The organism is Solicola gregarius (assembly GCF_025790165.1).
GTDB classification, from domain to species: domain Bacteria; phylum Actinomycetota; class Actinomycetes; order Propionibacteriales; family Nocardioidaceae; genus Solicola; species Solicola gregarius.
Genome location: NZ_CP094970.1, coordinates 3,368,558 through 3,383,907, shown reverse-complemented (window position 1 = coordinate 3,383,907; position 15,350 = coordinate 3,368,558). Strand labels below are relative to the sequence as shown.

The 15,350-nt window shown below is 68.4% G+C and carries 15 protein-coding genes; 7 read left to right on the top strand and 8 right to left on the bottom strand.

Going from position 1 to position 15,350, the window contains the following annotated elements; genetic code table 11:
* The first annotated feature begins 6 nt into the window (after window positions 1–6).
* From L0C25_RS16505 to solA, 3 genes are read left to right on the top strand one after another with little or no spacing between them, the layout of a single operon-like run.
* Window positions 7–891 (top strand): amino acid ABC transporter permease, encoded by an 885-nt coding sequence (locus L0C25_RS16505; RefSeq protein ID WP_271632783.1) that lies wholly within the window; start codon window positions 7–9, stop codon window positions 889–891.
* Window positions 888–1,712: an amino acid ABC transporter ATP-binding protein gene (locus L0C25_RS16500; RefSeq protein WP_271632782.1), complete on the top strand. Its 825-nt coding sequence runs from the start codon at window positions 888–890 to the stop codon at window positions 1,710–1,712. The genes L0C25_RS16505 and L0C25_RS16500 overlap by 4 nt, the downstream gene beginning before the upstream one ends.
* Window positions 1,712–2,851: an N-methyl-L-tryptophan oxidase gene (gene solA, locus L0C25_RS16495; RefSeq protein ID WP_271632781.1), complete on the top strand. Its 1,140-nt coding sequence runs from the start codon at window positions 1,712–1,714 to the stop codon at window positions 2,849–2,851. The genes L0C25_RS16500 and solA overlap by 1 nt, the downstream gene beginning before the upstream one ends.
* On the opposite strand, the gene L0C25_RS16490 is transcribed toward solA, so the two are convergent.
* The 4 genes from L0C25_RS16490 to L0C25_RS16475 form a co-directional block, all read right to left on the bottom strand.
* Window positions 2,825–3,730: an oxygenase MpaB family protein gene (locus L0C25_RS16490; protein WP_271632780.1), complete on the bottom strand. Its 906-nt coding sequence runs from the start codon at window positions 3,728–3,730 to the stop codon at window positions 2,825–2,827. The two genes, solA and L0C25_RS16490, sit on opposite strands and share 27 nt — an antisense overlap.
* Before the next feature lie 107 nt (window positions 3,731–3,837).
* Window positions 3,838–5,664 (bottom strand): bifunctional metallophosphatase/5'-nucleotidase, encoded by a 1,827-nt coding sequence (locus L0C25_RS16485; protein WP_271632779.1) that lies wholly within the window; start codon window positions 5,662–5,664, stop codon window positions 3,838–3,840.
* A 225-nt stretch (window positions 5,665–5,889) separates the two neighbouring features.
* Window positions 5,890–6,849: an alpha/beta hydrolase gene (locus L0C25_RS16480; protein WP_271632778.1), complete on the bottom strand. Its 960-nt coding sequence runs from the start codon at window positions 6,847–6,849 to the stop codon at window positions 5,890–5,892.
* On the bottom strand, window positions 6,849–7,346 hold the full coding sequence (locus L0C25_RS16475) for a MarR family winged helix-turn-helix transcriptional regulator (RefSeq protein ID WP_271632777.1): 498 nt from the start codon (window positions 7,344–7,346) through the stop codon (window positions 6,849–6,851). The genes L0C25_RS16480 and L0C25_RS16475 overlap by 1 nt, the downstream gene beginning before the upstream one ends.
* A 243-nt stretch (window positions 7,347–7,589) precedes the next feature.
* Between L0C25_RS16475 and L0C25_RS16470 the strand changes: the two genes are divergently transcribed.
* Both L0C25_RS16470 and L0C25_RS16465 read left to right on the top strand, forming a co-directional pair.
* Window positions 7,590–8,492 (top strand): EamA family transporter, encoded by a 903-nt coding sequence (locus L0C25_RS16470; protein WP_271632776.1) that lies wholly within the window; start codon window positions 7,590–7,592, stop codon window positions 8,490–8,492.
* 1 nt (window position 8,493) lies between these two features.
* The gene (locus tag L0C25_RS16465; RefSeq protein ID WP_271632775.1) at window positions 8,494–9,135 is read left to right on the top strand and encodes an NAD(P)-dependent oxidoreductase; all 642 of its coding nucleotides are present in this window, start codon (window positions 8,494–8,496) and stop codon (window positions 9,133–9,135) included.
* An 89-nt stretch (window positions 9,136–9,224) separates the two neighbouring features.
* On the opposite strand, the gene L0C25_RS16460 is transcribed toward L0C25_RS16465, so the two are convergent.
* Entirely contained in the window at window positions 9,225–10,607 is a 1,383-nt protein-coding gene (locus tag L0C25_RS16460; RefSeq protein ID WP_271632774.1) for an FAD-binding oxidoreductase, read from the bottom strand.
* Between the two features lie 2 nt (window positions 10,608–10,609).
* On the bottom strand, window positions 10,610–11,995 hold the full coding sequence (locus L0C25_RS16455) for a M1 family metallopeptidase (RefSeq protein WP_271632773.1): 1,386 nt from the start codon (window positions 11,993–11,995) through the stop codon (window positions 10,610–10,612).
* A 69-nt stretch (window positions 11,996–12,064) separates the two neighbouring features.
* Here L0C25_RS16455 and L0C25_RS16450 point away from each other — a divergent pair, with 69 nt between their 5' ends.
* Window positions 12,065–12,649, top strand: a complete 585-nt coding sequence (locus L0C25_RS16450; RefSeq protein ID WP_271632772.1) for a class I SAM-dependent methyltransferase — start codon at window positions 12,065–12,067, stop codon at window positions 12,647–12,649.
* Between the two features lie 96 nt (window positions 12,650–12,745).
* Here the strand turns inward: L0C25_RS16450 and hppD are convergent, their stop codons facing one another.
* A complete protein-coding gene (gene hppD, locus L0C25_RS16445; protein ID WP_271632771.1) occupies window positions 12,746–13,957 on the bottom strand; it encodes a 4-hydroxyphenylpyruvate dioxygenase in 1,212 nt (403 codons plus the stop codon).
* A gap of 76 nt (window positions 13,958–14,033) precedes the next feature.
* Between hppD and L0C25_RS16440 the strand changes: the two genes are divergently transcribed.
* Window positions 14,034–14,507: an Lrp/AsnC family transcriptional regulator gene (locus tag L0C25_RS16440; RefSeq protein ID WP_271632770.1), complete on the top strand. Its 474-nt coding sequence runs from the start codon at window positions 14,034–14,036 to the stop codon at window positions 14,505–14,507.
* Between the two features lie 78 nt (window positions 14,508–14,585).
* Here the strand turns inward: L0C25_RS16440 and L0C25_RS16435 are convergent, their stop codons facing one another.
* Complete coding sequence (locus L0C25_RS16435) at window positions 14,586–15,236, bottom strand: IclR family transcriptional regulator (protein WP_271632769.1); 651 nt, start codon at window positions 15,234–15,236, stop codon at window positions 14,586–14,588.
* Window positions 15,237–15,350 lie beyond the last annotated feature (114 nt).

Here is a 15,350-nt window from a genome sequence, read left to right as displayed (position 1 = left end):
ATCGTCATGGACGCCATCACCAAGCCGCGCGTACGGCGCCGGAGCTGGGTCGAGTACGTCATGTGGGCGGCATGCGTGATCCTCTTCCTCAGCCTCGCGTACACCCTCGCCAACAACCCCAACTACAAGTGGGACGTCGTCGCCGAGTACTTCACCGAGAAGTCGGTGATCGACGGCCTGCTGCTGACGATCACGCTGACGTTCATCACGATGTTCCTCGGCACCTTGCTGGGACTGTTCATCGCGATCCTCCGCGCCTCCTCGGTGATGCCGGTACGACTGCTGGCGAACGCGTACATCACGTTCTTCCGCGGTACGCCGGTACTCGTCCAGCTGATCTTCTGGTTCAACGTGGCGGCGCTCTATCCCGATATCAGGATCGGGATCCCGTTCACCGATTTCGGGCGCGAGGTCGACGTGAACGCCGTGATGAGCGCGACGACGGCAGCATGCGTCGGGCTCACGCTGAACCAGGCGGCGTACATGGCCGAGATCATCCGGGGTGGGTTCAACGCCGTCCCGAAGGGGCAGCTCGAGGCCGCTGACTCGCTGGGCATGAGCGAGTGGACGCGGATGCGCAAGGTCATCATTCCGCAGGCGATGCCAACGATCATTCCCGCGACGGGCAACCAGCTGATCGGCATGTTCAAGGAAACGTCGCTGGTCAGCGTCCTCGGCGTCGCGGATCTCCTGCAGAGCGTGCAACTGATCTATGCGCGCAACTACGAGACGATCCCGCTGCTCATCGTTGCCTGCCTTTGGTACCTGATCATCACACTCGCGCTGAGCTATCCGCAGTCCGTGATCGAACGCCATTACTCGAAGTCGACCCGCAAGGCAACGCCCGGTCAGCTCGACGCGGCAATGGCGAGCGTAGGTGAGGCACGATGAACGAGACGATCAGCCCGAACAGCGAGACGCAGGCGGCCGAGACCAGTCCGCCAGACGGCGGTCGCGGCACCGTGTACGCTCGGGAGCTGGTCAAGTCGTTCGGCCATCGCACGGTGCTGCAGGACGTCGACGTGTCCATCCAGGCAGGCGAGATCTGCTGCCTGATCGGGCCGAGTGGCTCGGGCAAGTCGACGCTGCTGCGCTGCATCGACGGCCTCGAGCAGATCGACTCCGGCGTACTTCGCGTCAACGGCGAGGATCTGGGGTTCGAGGAGACACCGACCCAGTACCGTCCGCTGAGCAAGAAGAAGGTGGCAGCGCAGCGTACGCAGATCGGAATGGTGTTCCAGCAGTTCAACCTGTTCCCGAACATGACTGCCCTGCAGAACGTCATGTCCGGACTCGTGCTCGTCAAGGGAGTGAAGCGGAAGGCTGCGACCGAGCGTGCCCGCTCCTTGCTCGCACAGGTCGGCCTCGAGGGGCATGAGAGCCACTACCCGGCCGCGATGAGTGGTGGGCAACAGCAGCGCGTCGCGATCGCCCGGGCGCTCGCGATGGAGCCGAGCGTGATGCTCTTCGACGAGCCGACGAGCGCATTGGACCCCGAGCTCGTCGGCGAGGTGCTGGGCGTCATGCAGCAGCTCGCCGAGAAGGGCATGACCATGATGGTCGCAACCCATGAGATGGGGTTCGCCCGCGAGGTGGCCAACTCGTTGCTGTTCATGAGCGCCGGGAGGATCGCCGAACGCGGCGACGCCCGTGAGGTGCTCTCCAATCCGAAGAAGCGGCGCACGCAGCAGTTCTTGGAAAGGGTGCTGTGATGACAACGGACGCACGCGTCGCCGTCATCGGCCTCGGATCGGTCGGCAGCATGGCCCTCTGGCGGGCCAGCCTTGTCTCGTCGTCGGTCGTCGGCTTCGAGGCTGCATCTCCGGCCCACTCGCGCAGCGCGGTCGGCGGAGACACGCGGTTGTTCCGAATGACGTACCGCGACCCACATCCGTACCACCCGGTACTCACCCGCGCCCGCACCTTGTGGCGGGAGCTCGAGACCGACGCAGGCATGCCGATCCTGCATCGGGTCGGCGGCCTCTCCATCGGCGCGGCCGACGGGTCGTACATTCCGGCCCTTCTCGAGTCAGCACGTGCGAACGGTACCGAGCACGAGATCCTCGACAGCTCGGAGATCGGCAGGCAATTCCCGCAACACGCCGTCGACGACGGGGATGTCGCGGTCTATGACCCGAACGCCGGATACCTGCGTACGGACTCCGCCGTCCTCGGCGCCATCCACACTGCACAGCAGCGGGGAGCGGAGGTCGTACGCGACTGCCGGATCCGCACGATTCGCGAGTCGGTCGATGGCGTCGCGGTGTCCGACGGCGAGCGTTCCTGGACGTTCGATCGTGTCGTTGTCGCGGGCGGCGGGTGGAGCGGCGATCTGCTGCCTACGCACCTGCGCGAGCAGGTGTATCCCGCGCGGATCTACCTGACCTGGTTCCATGCGCGCGAACCCGAGGAGTTCGCGCCCGAGCGTTTCCCGATCTTCATCCGCATCTCCGAGAGCATGTCGATGTACGGTGCGCCCTCGATCGACGGCTCCACCGTGAAGGCGACGCTCGACGGCCGCTCGCAGCCGGCCGAGGACGCATCGGACCTGTTCCGGGAGCTGACCCACGCGGAGGTCGCGGAGACGCGTGAGACTGTCCAGGCGTTCTTCCCCGGACTGATTCCAGACATCGTGCGGTCCGACGCGTACCCCGACCTCTATACGACCGACCGTGTGCCGTTGGTCGGCGCGCAGCCCGGAAGCAGCCGGATCTTCCTCGCGACCGGCTGCTCCGGCGCAGGCTTCAAGATGTCGCCGGCGTACGCCTCGATCGCAGTCGACCAGGCGCTCGGACTCGACTCACATCCGGAGGCAGGCTTCCTGTCACCGAGCCGGTTCCGCGCTTCCTGATCCGGTGTGTGGCACCGGGCACCCGGTCGGGAATGTGCCGAGGTGGTCGACGTCGAAGCCGTTGGGGTAGCTGCGGATGATGCGCAGATCCCTTGTCTGCTTGGGCTTGCGACGCGCGGGTAGGAACCGTTCGGCGCGCCCGCGAAGCCGGAGGGCGCCGCGCGACGCGCGTACGACACTGCGCCGGGGCGGCGTGTAGTCGAACGCCTGAAGTAGGTGGTCGTCCATCATGCTCAGCGCGAACACCCGCACCGCTCGGCGAAGCGGCCGCGGATAGAACGAGCAGAGCAGGGCGAGCGTCGCGTCGGCGACGCGACGGGCGCCCTCGTCGTACGCGAAGTGCCGCCGCTCGTAGGTGTCGAGCAGGTCCGCGAAACCTTCATACGTCTCGGGCACGTCACGGATGCCCATCAAGGTGCCGAGTCGGCGGTAGTACGCGGTCGCGGCCTCGATCTCGGCGGGCCGCAGACGGCGCCAGCCGTACGACTCGATCCATCGCACGGGCGTCACCACGAAGGTCGCCAGCACGTACCGCATGTCGTCGTCCGCTATGTCGTACCCGCCGTGCATGCGGTTGACCCTGCGGATGGCGCGCCGCCCGCCGGGCGACTCCAGGCCGTGCTCGCTCATCTCGTCGAGCAGCAGAGCGGTGTCGTCGTGGCGCCGCTGCGTTCGTTCGGTGAACTCGCCCGTCTCATACAGGAGCCGTCCGATGCTCGGCACGGCGTACGTGCGAAACAGCGCGAAGCTCAATGCCTGTTGGAGATCCCAGGGGAACTCGTGCCTGGCCGTGATCGCGGCGATCCGCTCGTAGTCGACCGCCGGATCGAGCGCGGCGATCTCGCGCAGCCAATGGGTACGTACGAGAGGCATCCGCATGCATTCATGCTAAACGCTGAGGAGAGGATTCTGGCCCCGTGAGGAGAGATTGCGTGCACGGTGGCACCGTGCACGCAATCTCTCCTCACGGGGCCAGAATCCTCTCCTCAGCGTTGGATCTGGATCGGCTCGCCGTTGTACGTGAGCCGCCAGTCGGTGGTGAAGAACGACGCGGGGTCGATCTCGCCCTGCTCGGTCACCCAGTCGATGATCAGCTGCCGGATCTCGACCTGCGCGTTGTAGACCACCGGCGCGTCGGCCATGTGCGGGAAGCCGCCACCACCGGACTGTCGATAGTTGTTGATCGCGATCACGTACTCCCCCGCATCGTCGAGCGGCTGACCGTCGTACGCGAGACCGGTGATGCGCGACCCGACCTCCTTGCCGAGGTCGATGTCGTACGTGAGCGCGGCATCGAGCCCGCCCATGATGTCGTAGTTATAGTCGGGTGTGCCGTCCGGCGCGGCATCGGTCGGGGCGTTCGTCACATCATCTGGCGGGAACGGACCTGTGCCGTCGACCGGCTTGAAGTACTCGACCGACTTCTCCAGGTAGTCCTTGACCTGAGCGCCGGTGAGCTTGATCGCCATCAGCGTGTTGTCGAAGATGTAAAGCCCCGCGACGTCGCGTACGGACACGTCGCCGGCCGGGATGGCCGCCTCCCGGTTGAACGGCGCCGCGATGCTCAGCACCGGCAGCGCCTCGTCCGGCGTACCGGCCAACGCCGCCTTCACCGCCTGTGCCTGGACGAGGTTGATGAAGTCCATTGCCGCGGAGTCCTCGTACCGCGAGGTCGCGGCCGACATGGCTTCGGCCGCGGTGCCGATGACGGAGTTGACGTACGCGATGACCTTCTGGTGCGGCTTGCGGAGTCGCTTGGTGATGCGCTTGTCCGCCTTGACCGTGTTGGCGTTCAGGGTTCGCGCGTTGCGGCGTACGACCTCGAACCGGTTGCCTTTCCGCTCGATCTCGAGGTCGGCGACGGCCAGCCGCATGCCCCATCGCATCGGCTGCGTCAGAAGGACCTTGTTGTCGGTTCGTTTGTTCTTCACGATGCGCTCGGGAATGTCGACATGGGTGTGACCGCACAGCACCATGTCGATGCCGGGCACCACCTTCGCGAGCCGCTCGGAGGTGTTCTCCGGGTACGGCAGCGCGTCGCCGTACGACGACGAGAGGTCCATGCCCGAGTGAGACAGCACGATCACCACGTCGGCGCCCGCACGGCGTACGACCGGTACCCACAGCCTGGCCTGCTCGACGATGCCGGTGAACTCCAGCTTGCCCTCGACGTTCGCCTTGTCCCAGATCGCGCTACCCGGTGTGGTGAGTCCGAGGATTCCGATCTTGACCGGTCGATGGAAGCCGAGGTCGACGCGCCGGATCACGTACGGCGTGAGCGCCGGCCGCCCGTCGTCCCAGTTGTGCACGTTCGCGCCCAACAGCGGGAACCGGATCTGCTGTTCGTACGCACGCAGCGTCGGGATGCCGTAGTTGAACTCGTGGTTGCCGACGACCGAGGCGTCGAATCGCATCAGGTTCATCGCGGTCGCCATCGGATGCTTCGCGCCATCGGTGATCGGCTTGATGCGGGCGTAGTAATACGCCAGCGGGGTGCCCTGGATGGTGTCGCCGTTGTCGAGCAGCAGCGTGCGCTTCGCGCCCCGCTTGTGGCGCAAAGCCTCGACGAGGGTGGCGATCTTGGCGAGCCCGACGTCGTTGCCGTCGGCGTCATCGTACGGCGCGTCGCGGTAGTAGTCCCAGTTGTACACGTTGCCGTGCAGGTCGGTCGTGCCGAGGACGGTGAGCGTCCGGCGGTTGGGCTTCGCGGCGAACGTCGGTGCGCCCGCGAATCCGGCGGCAGTGAGCGCGCTAGCCGCGGCGGCGCCGCCAAGCAGGGTGCGGCGACCGACCGTAGTGCCCTGATCGTCCATTGTCTCCTCCAGTACTCACGACAGCGCCCTACCTTCCCACAGGCGGAGGTCGCTCGCGTCGGCGCTCGCCGGCGTTCACGCGGAGTTCGCGGGTGCGTCATCGCCCTGGTCGCGGCCGCCGGATGGTTGCTGATCCGCTGCTCCGAGCGCGCGGCTGCGGAGTCGGTGTGGGATCGATGGAATAGGTATCCACCGATCCCACACCGACGCCACCGCGCAGACGGCTCACTGCAGCAACCTGCGGAGCTCGCGTTCGACCTCGCCGATCGCCTGCTGTGCAGCGGGGACGACGCCGGGCATGTTGAGGTAGCCGTGCACCGCGCCCCGATAGCACGTGTACCGCACAGGCACGCCGGCGTGGCGGAGCGCCGCGGCGTACCGGCTGCCGTTGTCGCGCAAGGGGTCGTACTCGGCGGTCTGGATGAGTGCGGGCGCGACGCCGGCGAGGTCGGGCGTACGCAGTGGCGAGGCGAGCGGGTCGCTGCCGTCGGCACCGGCGAGGTACATCCTCGAGAAGCCCTTCAGCTGAGCGGAGGTGACGATCGGGCCGGCCGCATTGCGACGTTCGGAGTCGAACGTCTCGGTCATCTCGACGGCGGGATAGAGCAGCGCCTGTGCCCGCAGCCGGGGTCCGCCCGCGTCGCGCGCCTTGATGGCGACCACCGCGGCGAGCGTGCCGCCCGCGCTCTCGCCCATGATCGCGAACCGGTCGCGGTCGATGTCGAGCTCGTCCGCATTGTCGTACGCCCAGCGGGTCGCCGACCACGCGTCGTCGATCGCGGCCGGGTACGGGTGCTCCGGCGCGAGGCGATACTCGGCCGAGACGACCACGGCCCGCGTGCGAACGGCGACCTGGCTGCACAGCCACTCCGCCTGCTCGGGGTCACCGAGCACGAAGCCGCCGCCGTGGAAGGCGACGACACCCGGCAGCGACCCGGTGGCGCCCGCAGGCCGATAGACGCGCATCCGCAACGCATTCGCGCCGAAGGAAACGGTCCGGTCGGCGATCTCGCAACCCGCTGCCGGTCGGCCGACGACCAGCCTGGCCAGTCGCGATCGTTGTACGCGGGCGCGGCGGCGACGCAGCGCCGGCAGGTCGGCCGGGTCCATCGAGTCGATCGGCGTACCGAGCCGGCCGGTGAGCCCGGTGAACACTCGCGTGCGTAGCGGAATCCCCCGACCCATCAGTCGACCCCGTCGCCGAGCGACTCGAGCAGCGTGCGCAGGGAGTCGGCAAGGGCGGCCTGCTCGTCGCCGCCGAGCGCGGCGAGGATGCCCGCCTCGGTGGCGAGGTGGTCGGGCAGGGTCTCGTCGACCAGCGCCCGGCCCTCGTCGGTCAGCGTCACGTACACACCGCGGCCGTCGGTCTCGTGCGGCGCACGCGCCACGAGCCCCTTGGCCTCGAGCCGGTCGAGCCGCTGCGTGACGGCGCCCGAGGTGATCATCGACGCACGCATGAGGGCCGCCGGCGTGAGCCGATGCTCGGAGTTGCTCCGCCGCAGGGTGGCGAGCACGTCGAAGGACGCCCCGTCGAGTCCGTGCGTACGGAACGTCTCGCGCAGGCGTACGTCGATCAGCCGCGAGAGCCGCGAGAGCCGCCCGATCACGCCCATCGGCGAAGCGTCGAGCTCCGGACGCATCGCGGCCCACTGCTCGAGTACGCGATCGACCTGGTCTGCCACCCCCTCAGCCTATCGAGGCTGTTGCAAAATGACGGATCGCTCGAGGCCCGCCGTGGGTGCCCGTAGCCTCGCGAGTGGCGCAAGTCCGTTGTTTGTAACGCTGCCTGAGCAACGCACCTGCGCCACTCGCGGACGGACAGAAGTCCCTCCGACCCCACCTCGAACGCTGCTCACAACGCAACAGCCCGTATCGACGCCCGAATGTCGATTGCGTTTCGCTTAGCAGTGAGATAGTTTCGCTTAATGCTAAGCAACCGATGGGCCGTCGTTCTCATCACGGCGCTGACGCCGTCGGTGTGGGGTACGACGTACTTCGTCACCACGGAGTACCTCCCACCCGACCGCCCACTGCTCGCCGCTCTGATCCGCGCGCTCCCGGCCGGGCTGCTCCTGGTCGCGATCACCCGCACGCTGCCGTCGGGTTCGTGGTGGTGGCGCTCGTTGGTGCTCGGGTTCCTCAATATCGGGGCCTTCTTCGCGCTGTTGTTCGTCGCCGCGTACCGCCTCCCCGGCGGCGTCGCGGCCACGGTCGGCGCCATCCAGCCGCTGATCGTCGTAGGCCTGTCGGCGGCCGTACTCGGCCAGCGGCTCTCGCTACGCTCGGCGATGGCGGGGGTCGCGGGCGTCGCGGGAGTCAGCCTGCTGGTGCTGCGATCCGACGCCCGCCTCGACACTCTCGGCGTGCTCGCGGCGCTCGCCGGCGCCGCGACGATGGCGACCGGGATCGTGCTCAGCAAGCGATGGACGTCACCGGCCCCCGTGCTCGCCACCACCGGCTGGCAGCTGGTCGCCGGTGGCCTCGTGCTGCTACCCGTCGCGCTGGTCGTGGAGGGCCCGCCGCCGGCATCGCTCACCGCGGAGAACATCCTCGGCTACGCCTACCTCACCATCATCGGGTCGGCGCTCGCGTACGCACTGTGGTTCCGCGGCATCCGGGAGCTGCCGGCGATCGGCGTTTCGTTCCTCTCGCTGCTGAGTCCGGTCGTCGCGACCGCGCTCGGCTGGATCGCGCTGGGACAGGGGCTCGCGCCCGTTCAGGCGCTCGGCGCACTGATCGTGCTCGCGGCCCTGATAACCGCACAGATACCGAGTCGGCCGCACGCACCGCGTACGCCCGACCGCGAACTCGCCGCACGGAGGAGCTGACATGCGCATCGCCGTCTTCGGGGCCCTCGGCAACATGGGGCGCCGCATCGTCGCGGAGGCCACGGCACGCGAGCACGAGGTGAGCGCGGTCGTACGCCGGTCCGAGCAGGTGGCGGAGGTGCCCGATGACACCGTCCCCCTCGTCGCCGACGCCACCGACCGTGAGGCGGTCGCCGCGCTCGCGTACGACCATGACGTGATCGTCGGAGCGACCCGGCCGCCGCACGGGCGCGAGTCCGAGCTCGCGGAGGTGGCGACGGTGCTGCTGGACGGCGTCGCCGCCAGCCGGGGCCGGGTGGTCATCGTCGGCGGCGCCGGCAGCCTCGTGATCCCGGAGACCGGCGGCCGCACGGTCGTGGACGACCCGCGGTACCTGCATCCGGCCGGCCGGCCGATCGCCAACGCGTGCGCCGACCAGCTGGCGGCATGCCGGGCCGCGCAACGGGCGGACTGGACCTACCTGAGTCCCGCGGCGTCGCTGTCGCCGGGAACGCGGACGGGCAGGTTCCGCCTCGGGATCGACGAGCTCGTCGTCGACTCGACCGGAGCGTCCCGGATCTCGATGGAAGACCTCGCGGTCGCGCTGATCGACGAGGTCGAGCGGCCGCGCCATCGCCGGATGCGCTTCACGGCCGCGTACTGAACCGAGCCGACAGCCCCGGTGAGCATGCCGTTCGGGTGGCGACACGCCGCTTGGCGCCACCCGAACGTCATGCCCACGGGGCAGATCGCTCAGAAGACCTTGCCCGGATTGAGGATGTCGTGCGGGTCGAGGGCGTGCTTGATGTCGCGGTGTACGCGCATCCCGAGGTCGCCCACCTCCCGGGCGAGCAGGTCACGCTTCAGTACGCCGACGCCGTGCTCGCCGGTGATCGTGCCGCCGAGGTCCAGACCGAGCGTCATCACGTCGTCGAACGCCTGCTTGGCCCGCCTCGACTCGTCTTCGTCCTGGCCGTCGAACACCACCGTCGGATGGAAGTTGCCATCGCCCGCGTGGCCGACGACGCCGATCACCAGATCGTGCTCGGCCGCGATCGCGTCGATGCCCTTCACCAACGCGCCAAGGGCATCGCGGGGTACGCACACGTCGTCGATCAGCGTCGTACCCAGGCGCTCGAACGCCGTGAGCACCTCGCGCCGCGCCTTCAGCAACAGCTCGCCCTCGGCCGGGTCGTCGGCCACGACCACCTGGGTGGCGCCGCTGTCGGCGAGCACCTTCGCGATGTGGTCGACCTCCTCGCGGCCATGGCTGCCGCCCGCGTCCGACTGGGCGATGACCACCGCACCGACCTCGGGATCGAAACCGAGCTTGAACGCGTCGTTGACCGCCTGCACGCTCGTCCGGTCCATGAACTCCAACAGGCTCGGCACGATGCCGCAGCCGACCACCGCCGAGACCCCCTCGGCAGCGCGTTCCGCGTCGTCGAAGGTGGCGGCGAGGGTCTCCGGGCGTTGCGCGGCAGGGCGCAGGCTGAGCGTCGCCTCGGTGATGATGCCCAAGGTGCCCTCGGACCCGACGAACAGCTTGGTCAGGTCGTACCCGGCGACGCCCTTGACCGTACGCCGGCCGGTACGCAGCACCTCGCCGGATGCGAGGACCACCTCGAGCCCGAGCACGTAGTCGGTGGTGACGCCGTACTTCACGCAGCACAGCCCGCCCGAGTTGGTCGAGAGGTTGCCGCCGATGGAGCAGAACTCCCAGCTGCTCGGGTCGGGCGGGTAGAACAGGCCCTCCGCCTCGACCGCCCGCGAGAGCTCGGCGTTCATCACGCCGGGCTGCGTGACGACGTACCTGTTGGCGACGTCGATGTGACGAACCTCGGCCATCCGCTCGAGCCCGACGACGAGGCACCCCTCGATGGCGTTCGCGGCGCCGGACAGACCGGACCGCGCACCCTGCGGTACGACGGGCACGGCATGCTCGGAAGCGACCTCGAGCACCGCGCTGACCTGCGCGGTCTCGCGCGGAAGGACGACCGCGAGCGGAGTGCCCGCTGCACAGAACATCGCCCGGTCGACGCGATACGACTCCATCAGATCGGGATCGGTTATCACGCAATCGCCCGGCAGACGCTCGGCCAGGGCGGACAGTACGGCAGCGGCCCGATCGGACATGGTCACACCTCCGGCTTACCGGGCCCCAACCACGACGAGAAGAGCGGCCCGAGATCTTTGCCGCTGACCTCCTCGGCGAGCCGTCGGTACTCGTTGGTACTTCCGACTCCGTCCGCATTGCGGTGGACCCATCGGCGACTTACGTCGAAGAACGCCTCCGAGCCTATCTCGCGGCGAAGCGCGTGCAACGCCATGGCCCCCCGGGTGTAGATCGGGCCGGCGAAGATGTTGTGCGCGCCGGGGTTCCCGATCGGCAGCGACCAGAAGTGGTCCGTTGCGGGGAGGTCGTACAGGTCGTCGAACTGCTGCGCCGGCGTACGGCCGCCGTGCTGGGCGGCCCAGATCCACTCGGAGTACGTCGCGTAGCCCTCGTTGAGCCAGATGTCCCGCCATCGCTTCAGCGCGATCGCATCGCCGAACCACTGATGTGCCATCTCGTGCACGACCACACCGCGGTTGACGCCCGCGAAGAACACCCGGTCGTACACCGGCCGGGTCTGGTTCTCCAGCGCATACCCCAGTGGTGCGGCGGTCACGACGCCGCCGATCTGCCGGTACGGATAGCGACCCCAGCGCTTCGAGAGAAAGCCGGTGACGGGGCCCGTCGCATGCAGCGAGCGCTTGGCGGTCTCGAGGATGCCGGTCCCGAGTCGCTTGTCGTACGCGTAGAGGTACGGGCGGCCCGAGCGGGTGTGCCCCCGCTCGATCGCGAAGCCGCCCCATCCGGCGAACGCGAGGTACGTGGCCATCGGCTTGCCGGCGTGCCATCGCCAGGTCGTGCGACCGTTGCGGGTCTTCGCACTCACCAGGCGTCCGTTGCTGACGGTCTGCCTGCCCTCGGCGACCCGCAACGCGATATCGAACCGCGCCTTGTCGGACGGGTGGTCGTTGCTCGGGAACCACCATGCGGCGATATTGGGCTGGCCGACCGCGAGCGCCCCGGACTTCGATGCGATGAACGGCCGCTCGTCGGCGTACTCGATGGTGCCGGGGCGGCCGGCGTAGCGCACCCGCACCGTGAAGCGCGTGCCGTCCGGGACCGTGTGTCGTGGCGTGACGATCAGCTCGTGTCGGGTTTGCCGGAACTTCGCGCGGTGGCCGTCGACGCGGACCTCCGATGCCCGCAGCAACAGGTCGAGGTTGAGTCGCGACAGGTCCTGCGTCGCGCGCGCCTTGATGGTGGTGTCGCCACGCAGCCTACGGGTCTTGGCCACGTACCCGGCCGTGATGTCGTAGTGCTGAACCCGGTAGCCGCCGTTTCCGGACGTCGGGAAGTACGGGTCTCCGATACCCGCAGCGCCGTGCTCGGGCGCCTGCGCGGCGGCTCCCGCCGTGCCCAGCAGCCCCACCGAGACGACGAGTCCGACCCCACGCACCAGACCAAGCATGGCCACACCCTACGCGGGCACCGAGCCGTTCGAGCGGGGTACGGCACGATGCGGTGGCACACTTGGCGAATGCCCGCGATGTCCAGGCCCGAACGCTCCTTCTGCCGTAGCGGCGTGTGGCAGAAGGTCGCGCGCCGGCTCGTTCCCTGGACCACGCTCGGCGCGACCTTCCACGGCGACGTACTCGAGATCGGTGGCGGGGGCGGCGGCATGGCCGAGGCGCTCGCGCGTACGAACCCCGACGTCCGGCTCATGATGACCGACGTCGACCCCGCGATGGTCGACGTCGCACGCGTACGCCTGGCCCGATACTCCAACGTTGCAGTCCGCCAGGCCGACGTGACGCGGATGCCGTTCGCCGACGCGACGTACGACGCCGTCGTCAGCTTCCTGATGCTGCATCACGTGATCGCGTGGGAGGCCGCCGTCGACGAGGTTGCCCGCGTACTCCGCCCGGGAGGGATGTTCGTCGGGTACGACCTCACCGACACCCCGGTATCCGCATGGACACACCGCATCGACGGCTCACCGCACCGCCTCATCCCCCGCGGAGCGTTCGAGCCGGCGGTCGAGAACGCCGGACTCGACATCGAGCAGGTGCGCTACTCCGGTCGCAACCACGTCGTACGCTTCCGAGCCCGCAAACCACGGTGAGGAGAGGATTCCGGCCCTTCCGCGAGAGAGTTCTGCACCCGCGGAAGGGCCGGAATCCTCTCCTCACAGGGCCAGAACTCTCTCCTCACCGTTCTTTCAGAGGTTGCCGCGGCGCTCCTGTTCGCGCTCGATCGCCTCGAACAGCGCCTTGAAGTTGCCCTTGCCGAAGCCGAGCGACCCATGCCGCTCGATCAGCTCGTAGAACACCGTCGGACGGTCGCCGATCGGCTTGGTGAAGATCTGCAGCAGGTAGCCGTCCTCGTCACGGTCGACCAGGATGCCGCGCGACTGCAGCTGCTCGACGGGTACGCGCACCTTGCCGATCCGCTCGCGCAGCTCGTCGTCCTGGTAGTACGAGTCGGGCGTGTCCAGGAACTCGACTCCGTTGGCCCGCATGTGGTCGACCGTCGAGAGGATGTCGTTGGTCGCGAGCGCGATGTGCTGCGCGCCGGGACCGTCGTAGAACTCCAGGAACTCGTCGATCTGACTCTTCTTCTTGGCGATGGCCGGCTCGTTCAGCGGGAACTTCACCCGGTGGTTACCGTTCGAGACCACCTTGCTCATCAGCGCCGAGTAGTCGGTCGCGATGTCGTCGCCGATGAACTCCGCCATGTTCACGAAGCCCATGACTCTGTTGTAGAAGGCGACCCACTCGTCCATCTTGCCGAGCTCGACGTTGCCGACGACATGGTCGACCGCCTGGAACAGCCGCTTAGGCGCGTCCGCCGCGCGCTTCACCGACGTCGTACGCCCCTCGAAACCGGGCAGGTACGGACCGTCGTAGCCCGAGCGGTCGATCAGCGAGTGCCGCGTGTCGCCGTACGCAGCGATCGCCGCCATCCGCACGGTGCCGTGCTCGTCGCTGACGTCGTGCGGTTCTTCGAGTACGGTCGCTCCCTGCTTGCGTGCATGATCGATGCACTTGTCGACGTCGGGCACCTCGAGCGCGATGTCACCGACGCCGTCACCGTGCTTGCGGTGATGGTCGAGCAGCGGACTGTCGGGACGTACGCCGCCCTCGATCACGAACCGGCACGAGCCGCTGCGCAGCACGTACGCCTTGCGGTCGCGCGAGCCGGTCTCCGGCCCGCTGTACGCGACGAGGTCCATCCCGAACGCGTACTGGTAGTAGTGCGCGACCTGGGTCGCGTTCCCGACGATGAACACGATGGCGTCCCAGCCGGTGACGGGGAACGGGTCGGAGGCCTCGTCGTACTCGACAAGACCGACGAGCTGCTTGAGCTGTTCGAGGGAGAGGTCGGCCTCTCGTTCGTCGGGTGTGAGCGTCGGCTCGGTGGTGTCAGTCATGCGACGAGCATGCGATCACCACACAGAATGTGCAAGGTCGCTCCGCCTGAATGCACACATTGTCTAGAATCTCGTCATGAGTCAACCGATCGATGTGCTCGATGCCAGGATCATCGCGCTGTTCCTCGACGAGCCGCGGATCGGCGTACTCGAGGCTTCCCGGCGGCTCGGCGTCGCGCGCGCCACGGTGCAGTCGCGACTCGACCGGCTCGCGCAGCGCGGGGTGATCGACAACTGGTCGCCGACGATCGACCCCGAGCGGCTCGGGTATCCGGTGACGGCGTTCCTGACGCTCGAGATCCGCCAGGACGCCGGCCACGAACGGGTCTCGCGTCATCTCGCGGACATCCCCGAGGTGATCGAGGCGTGCACGATCACCGGTGCGGGTGATCTGTGGTGCCGGGTCGTCGCGCGGTCCAACGCCGACCTCCAGCGGGTGATCGACTCCGTCGTCGACTTCCCGAGCGTCGAGCGCACCTCGACGGTGATCGCGCTCGCGACGCAGCTTCGCCGCCGCGTCGCACCGCTCGTCGACGCCGCGCACCACTGAGCCCGGGTCCCGTGCGGATGACGTTTGCGCGGGAATCGCCGGCGTGTCGCCGCGCGAACGACATGCCCACCGGGGGCTCTACTCCAGTGCGCGGGCGATCGCGGCGGCCGCGCGTACGACCAGCGGTCCGATCTCGTCAATGTCGACCTCGTGCAGGCTGACGATCCCGATCGACGCGTCGAGACCTTCGACCCCGCACACGGGTGCGGCGACGCCCCTGGCGCCGGGCTGCAGCTCACCCGCGCTCGCAACGTACGACGTGCCCGCCGGCGTCCCGACCGTCAACGACCGACCGAGCAGGATCGCACGACCCGCGGCCGCATCGCGTACGTCGTGCCGGGCGCCGACGCGGTACGCGACATGGAAGTCGGACCAGCGCGGCTCGACCACCGCGATCGCGGTGGCCTCCTCGCCCTCCGCGACGGTCAGGTGCGCCGTCGCACCGACCTCGTCGGCGAGTGCGCGCAGCACCGGCGTGGCGCGGGCCTGCAGCACGGGACGTACGGCCTGGCCGAGGGGGATCAGCCCGAGGCCCGCCGTGACCCGCCCGGAACGATCGCGATGAACGAGTCCGTGCAACTCGAGGGTCGCGACGAGTCGATAGACCACGGTGCGGTTCAGCTCGAGGCGATCCGCGAGGTCGCCGATCGAATATCCCGCCGGCTCGACCGCGACCGCGTCGAGCAGGCGGAGCCCGCGGTCGAGGGTCTGGGAGATCTCAGCGGCCATCGATGCCTTCGTGGGCTGGTTCGACCTGGTCGTTGCGTACCGGACGCCAGCGTTCCATATCCGAACGTTACCGCTTCCGCGTTGCGACCGGGGGACGCCCAGACCTCGAACCGT

Bases quoted from the DNA above. Each gene is read 5' to 3' on its own strand.
- L0C25_RS16500 (WP_271632782.1), top strand. From the start codon at position 888: ATGAACGAGACGATCAGCCCGAACAGCGAGACGCAGGCGGCCGAGACC.
- L0C25_RS16465 (WP_271632775.1), top strand. From the start codon at position 8,494: ATGCGCATCGCCGTCTTCGGGGCCCTCGGCAACATGGGGCGCCGCATC.
- L0C25_RS16490 (WP_271632780.1), bottom strand. From the start codon at position 3,730: ATGCGGATGCCTCTCGTACGTACCCATTGGCTGCGCGAGATCGCCGCG.
- L0C25_RS16470 (WP_271632776.1), top strand. From the start codon at position 7,590: ATGCTAAGCAACCGATGGGCCGTCGTTCTCATCACGGCGCTGACGCCG.
- L0C25_RS16455 (WP_271632773.1), bottom strand. From the start codon at position 11,995: ATGCTTGGTCTGGTGCGTGGGGTCGGACTCGTCGTCTCGGTGGGGCTG.
- solA (WP_271632781.1), top strand. From the start codon at position 1,712: ATGACAACGGACGCACGCGTCGCCGTCATCGGCCTCGGATCGGTCGGC.
- L0C25_RS16485 (WP_271632779.1), bottom strand. From the start codon at position 5,664: ATGGACGATCAGGGCACTACGGTCGGTCGCCGCACCCTGCTTGGCGGC.
- L0C25_RS16450 (WP_271632772.1), top strand. From the start codon at position 12,065: ATGCCCGCGATGTCCAGGCCCGAACGCTCCTTCTGCCGTAGCGGCGTG.
- L0C25_RS16435 (WP_271632769.1), bottom strand. From the start codon at position 15,236: ATGGCCGCTGAGATCTCCCAGACCCTCGACCGCGGGCTCCGCCTGCTC.
- L0C25_RS16440 (WP_271632770.1), top strand. From the start codon at position 14,034: ATGAGTCAACCGATCGATGTGCTCGATGCCAGGATCATCGCGCTGTTC.
- hppD (WP_271632771.1), bottom strand. From the start codon at position 13,957: ATGACTGACACCACCGAGCCGACGCTCACACCCGACGAACGAGAGGCC.
- L0C25_RS16480 (WP_271632778.1), bottom strand. From the start codon at position 6,849: ATGGGTCGGGGGATTCCGCTACGCACGCGAGTGTTCACCGGGCTCACC.
- L0C25_RS16460 (WP_271632774.1), bottom strand. From the start codon at position 10,607: ATGTCCGATCGGGCCGCTGCCGTACTGTCCGCCCTGGCCGAGCGTCTG.
- L0C25_RS16505 (WP_271632783.1), top strand. From the start codon at position 7: ATGGACGCCATCACCAAGCCGCGCGTACGGCGCCGGAGCTGGGTCGAG.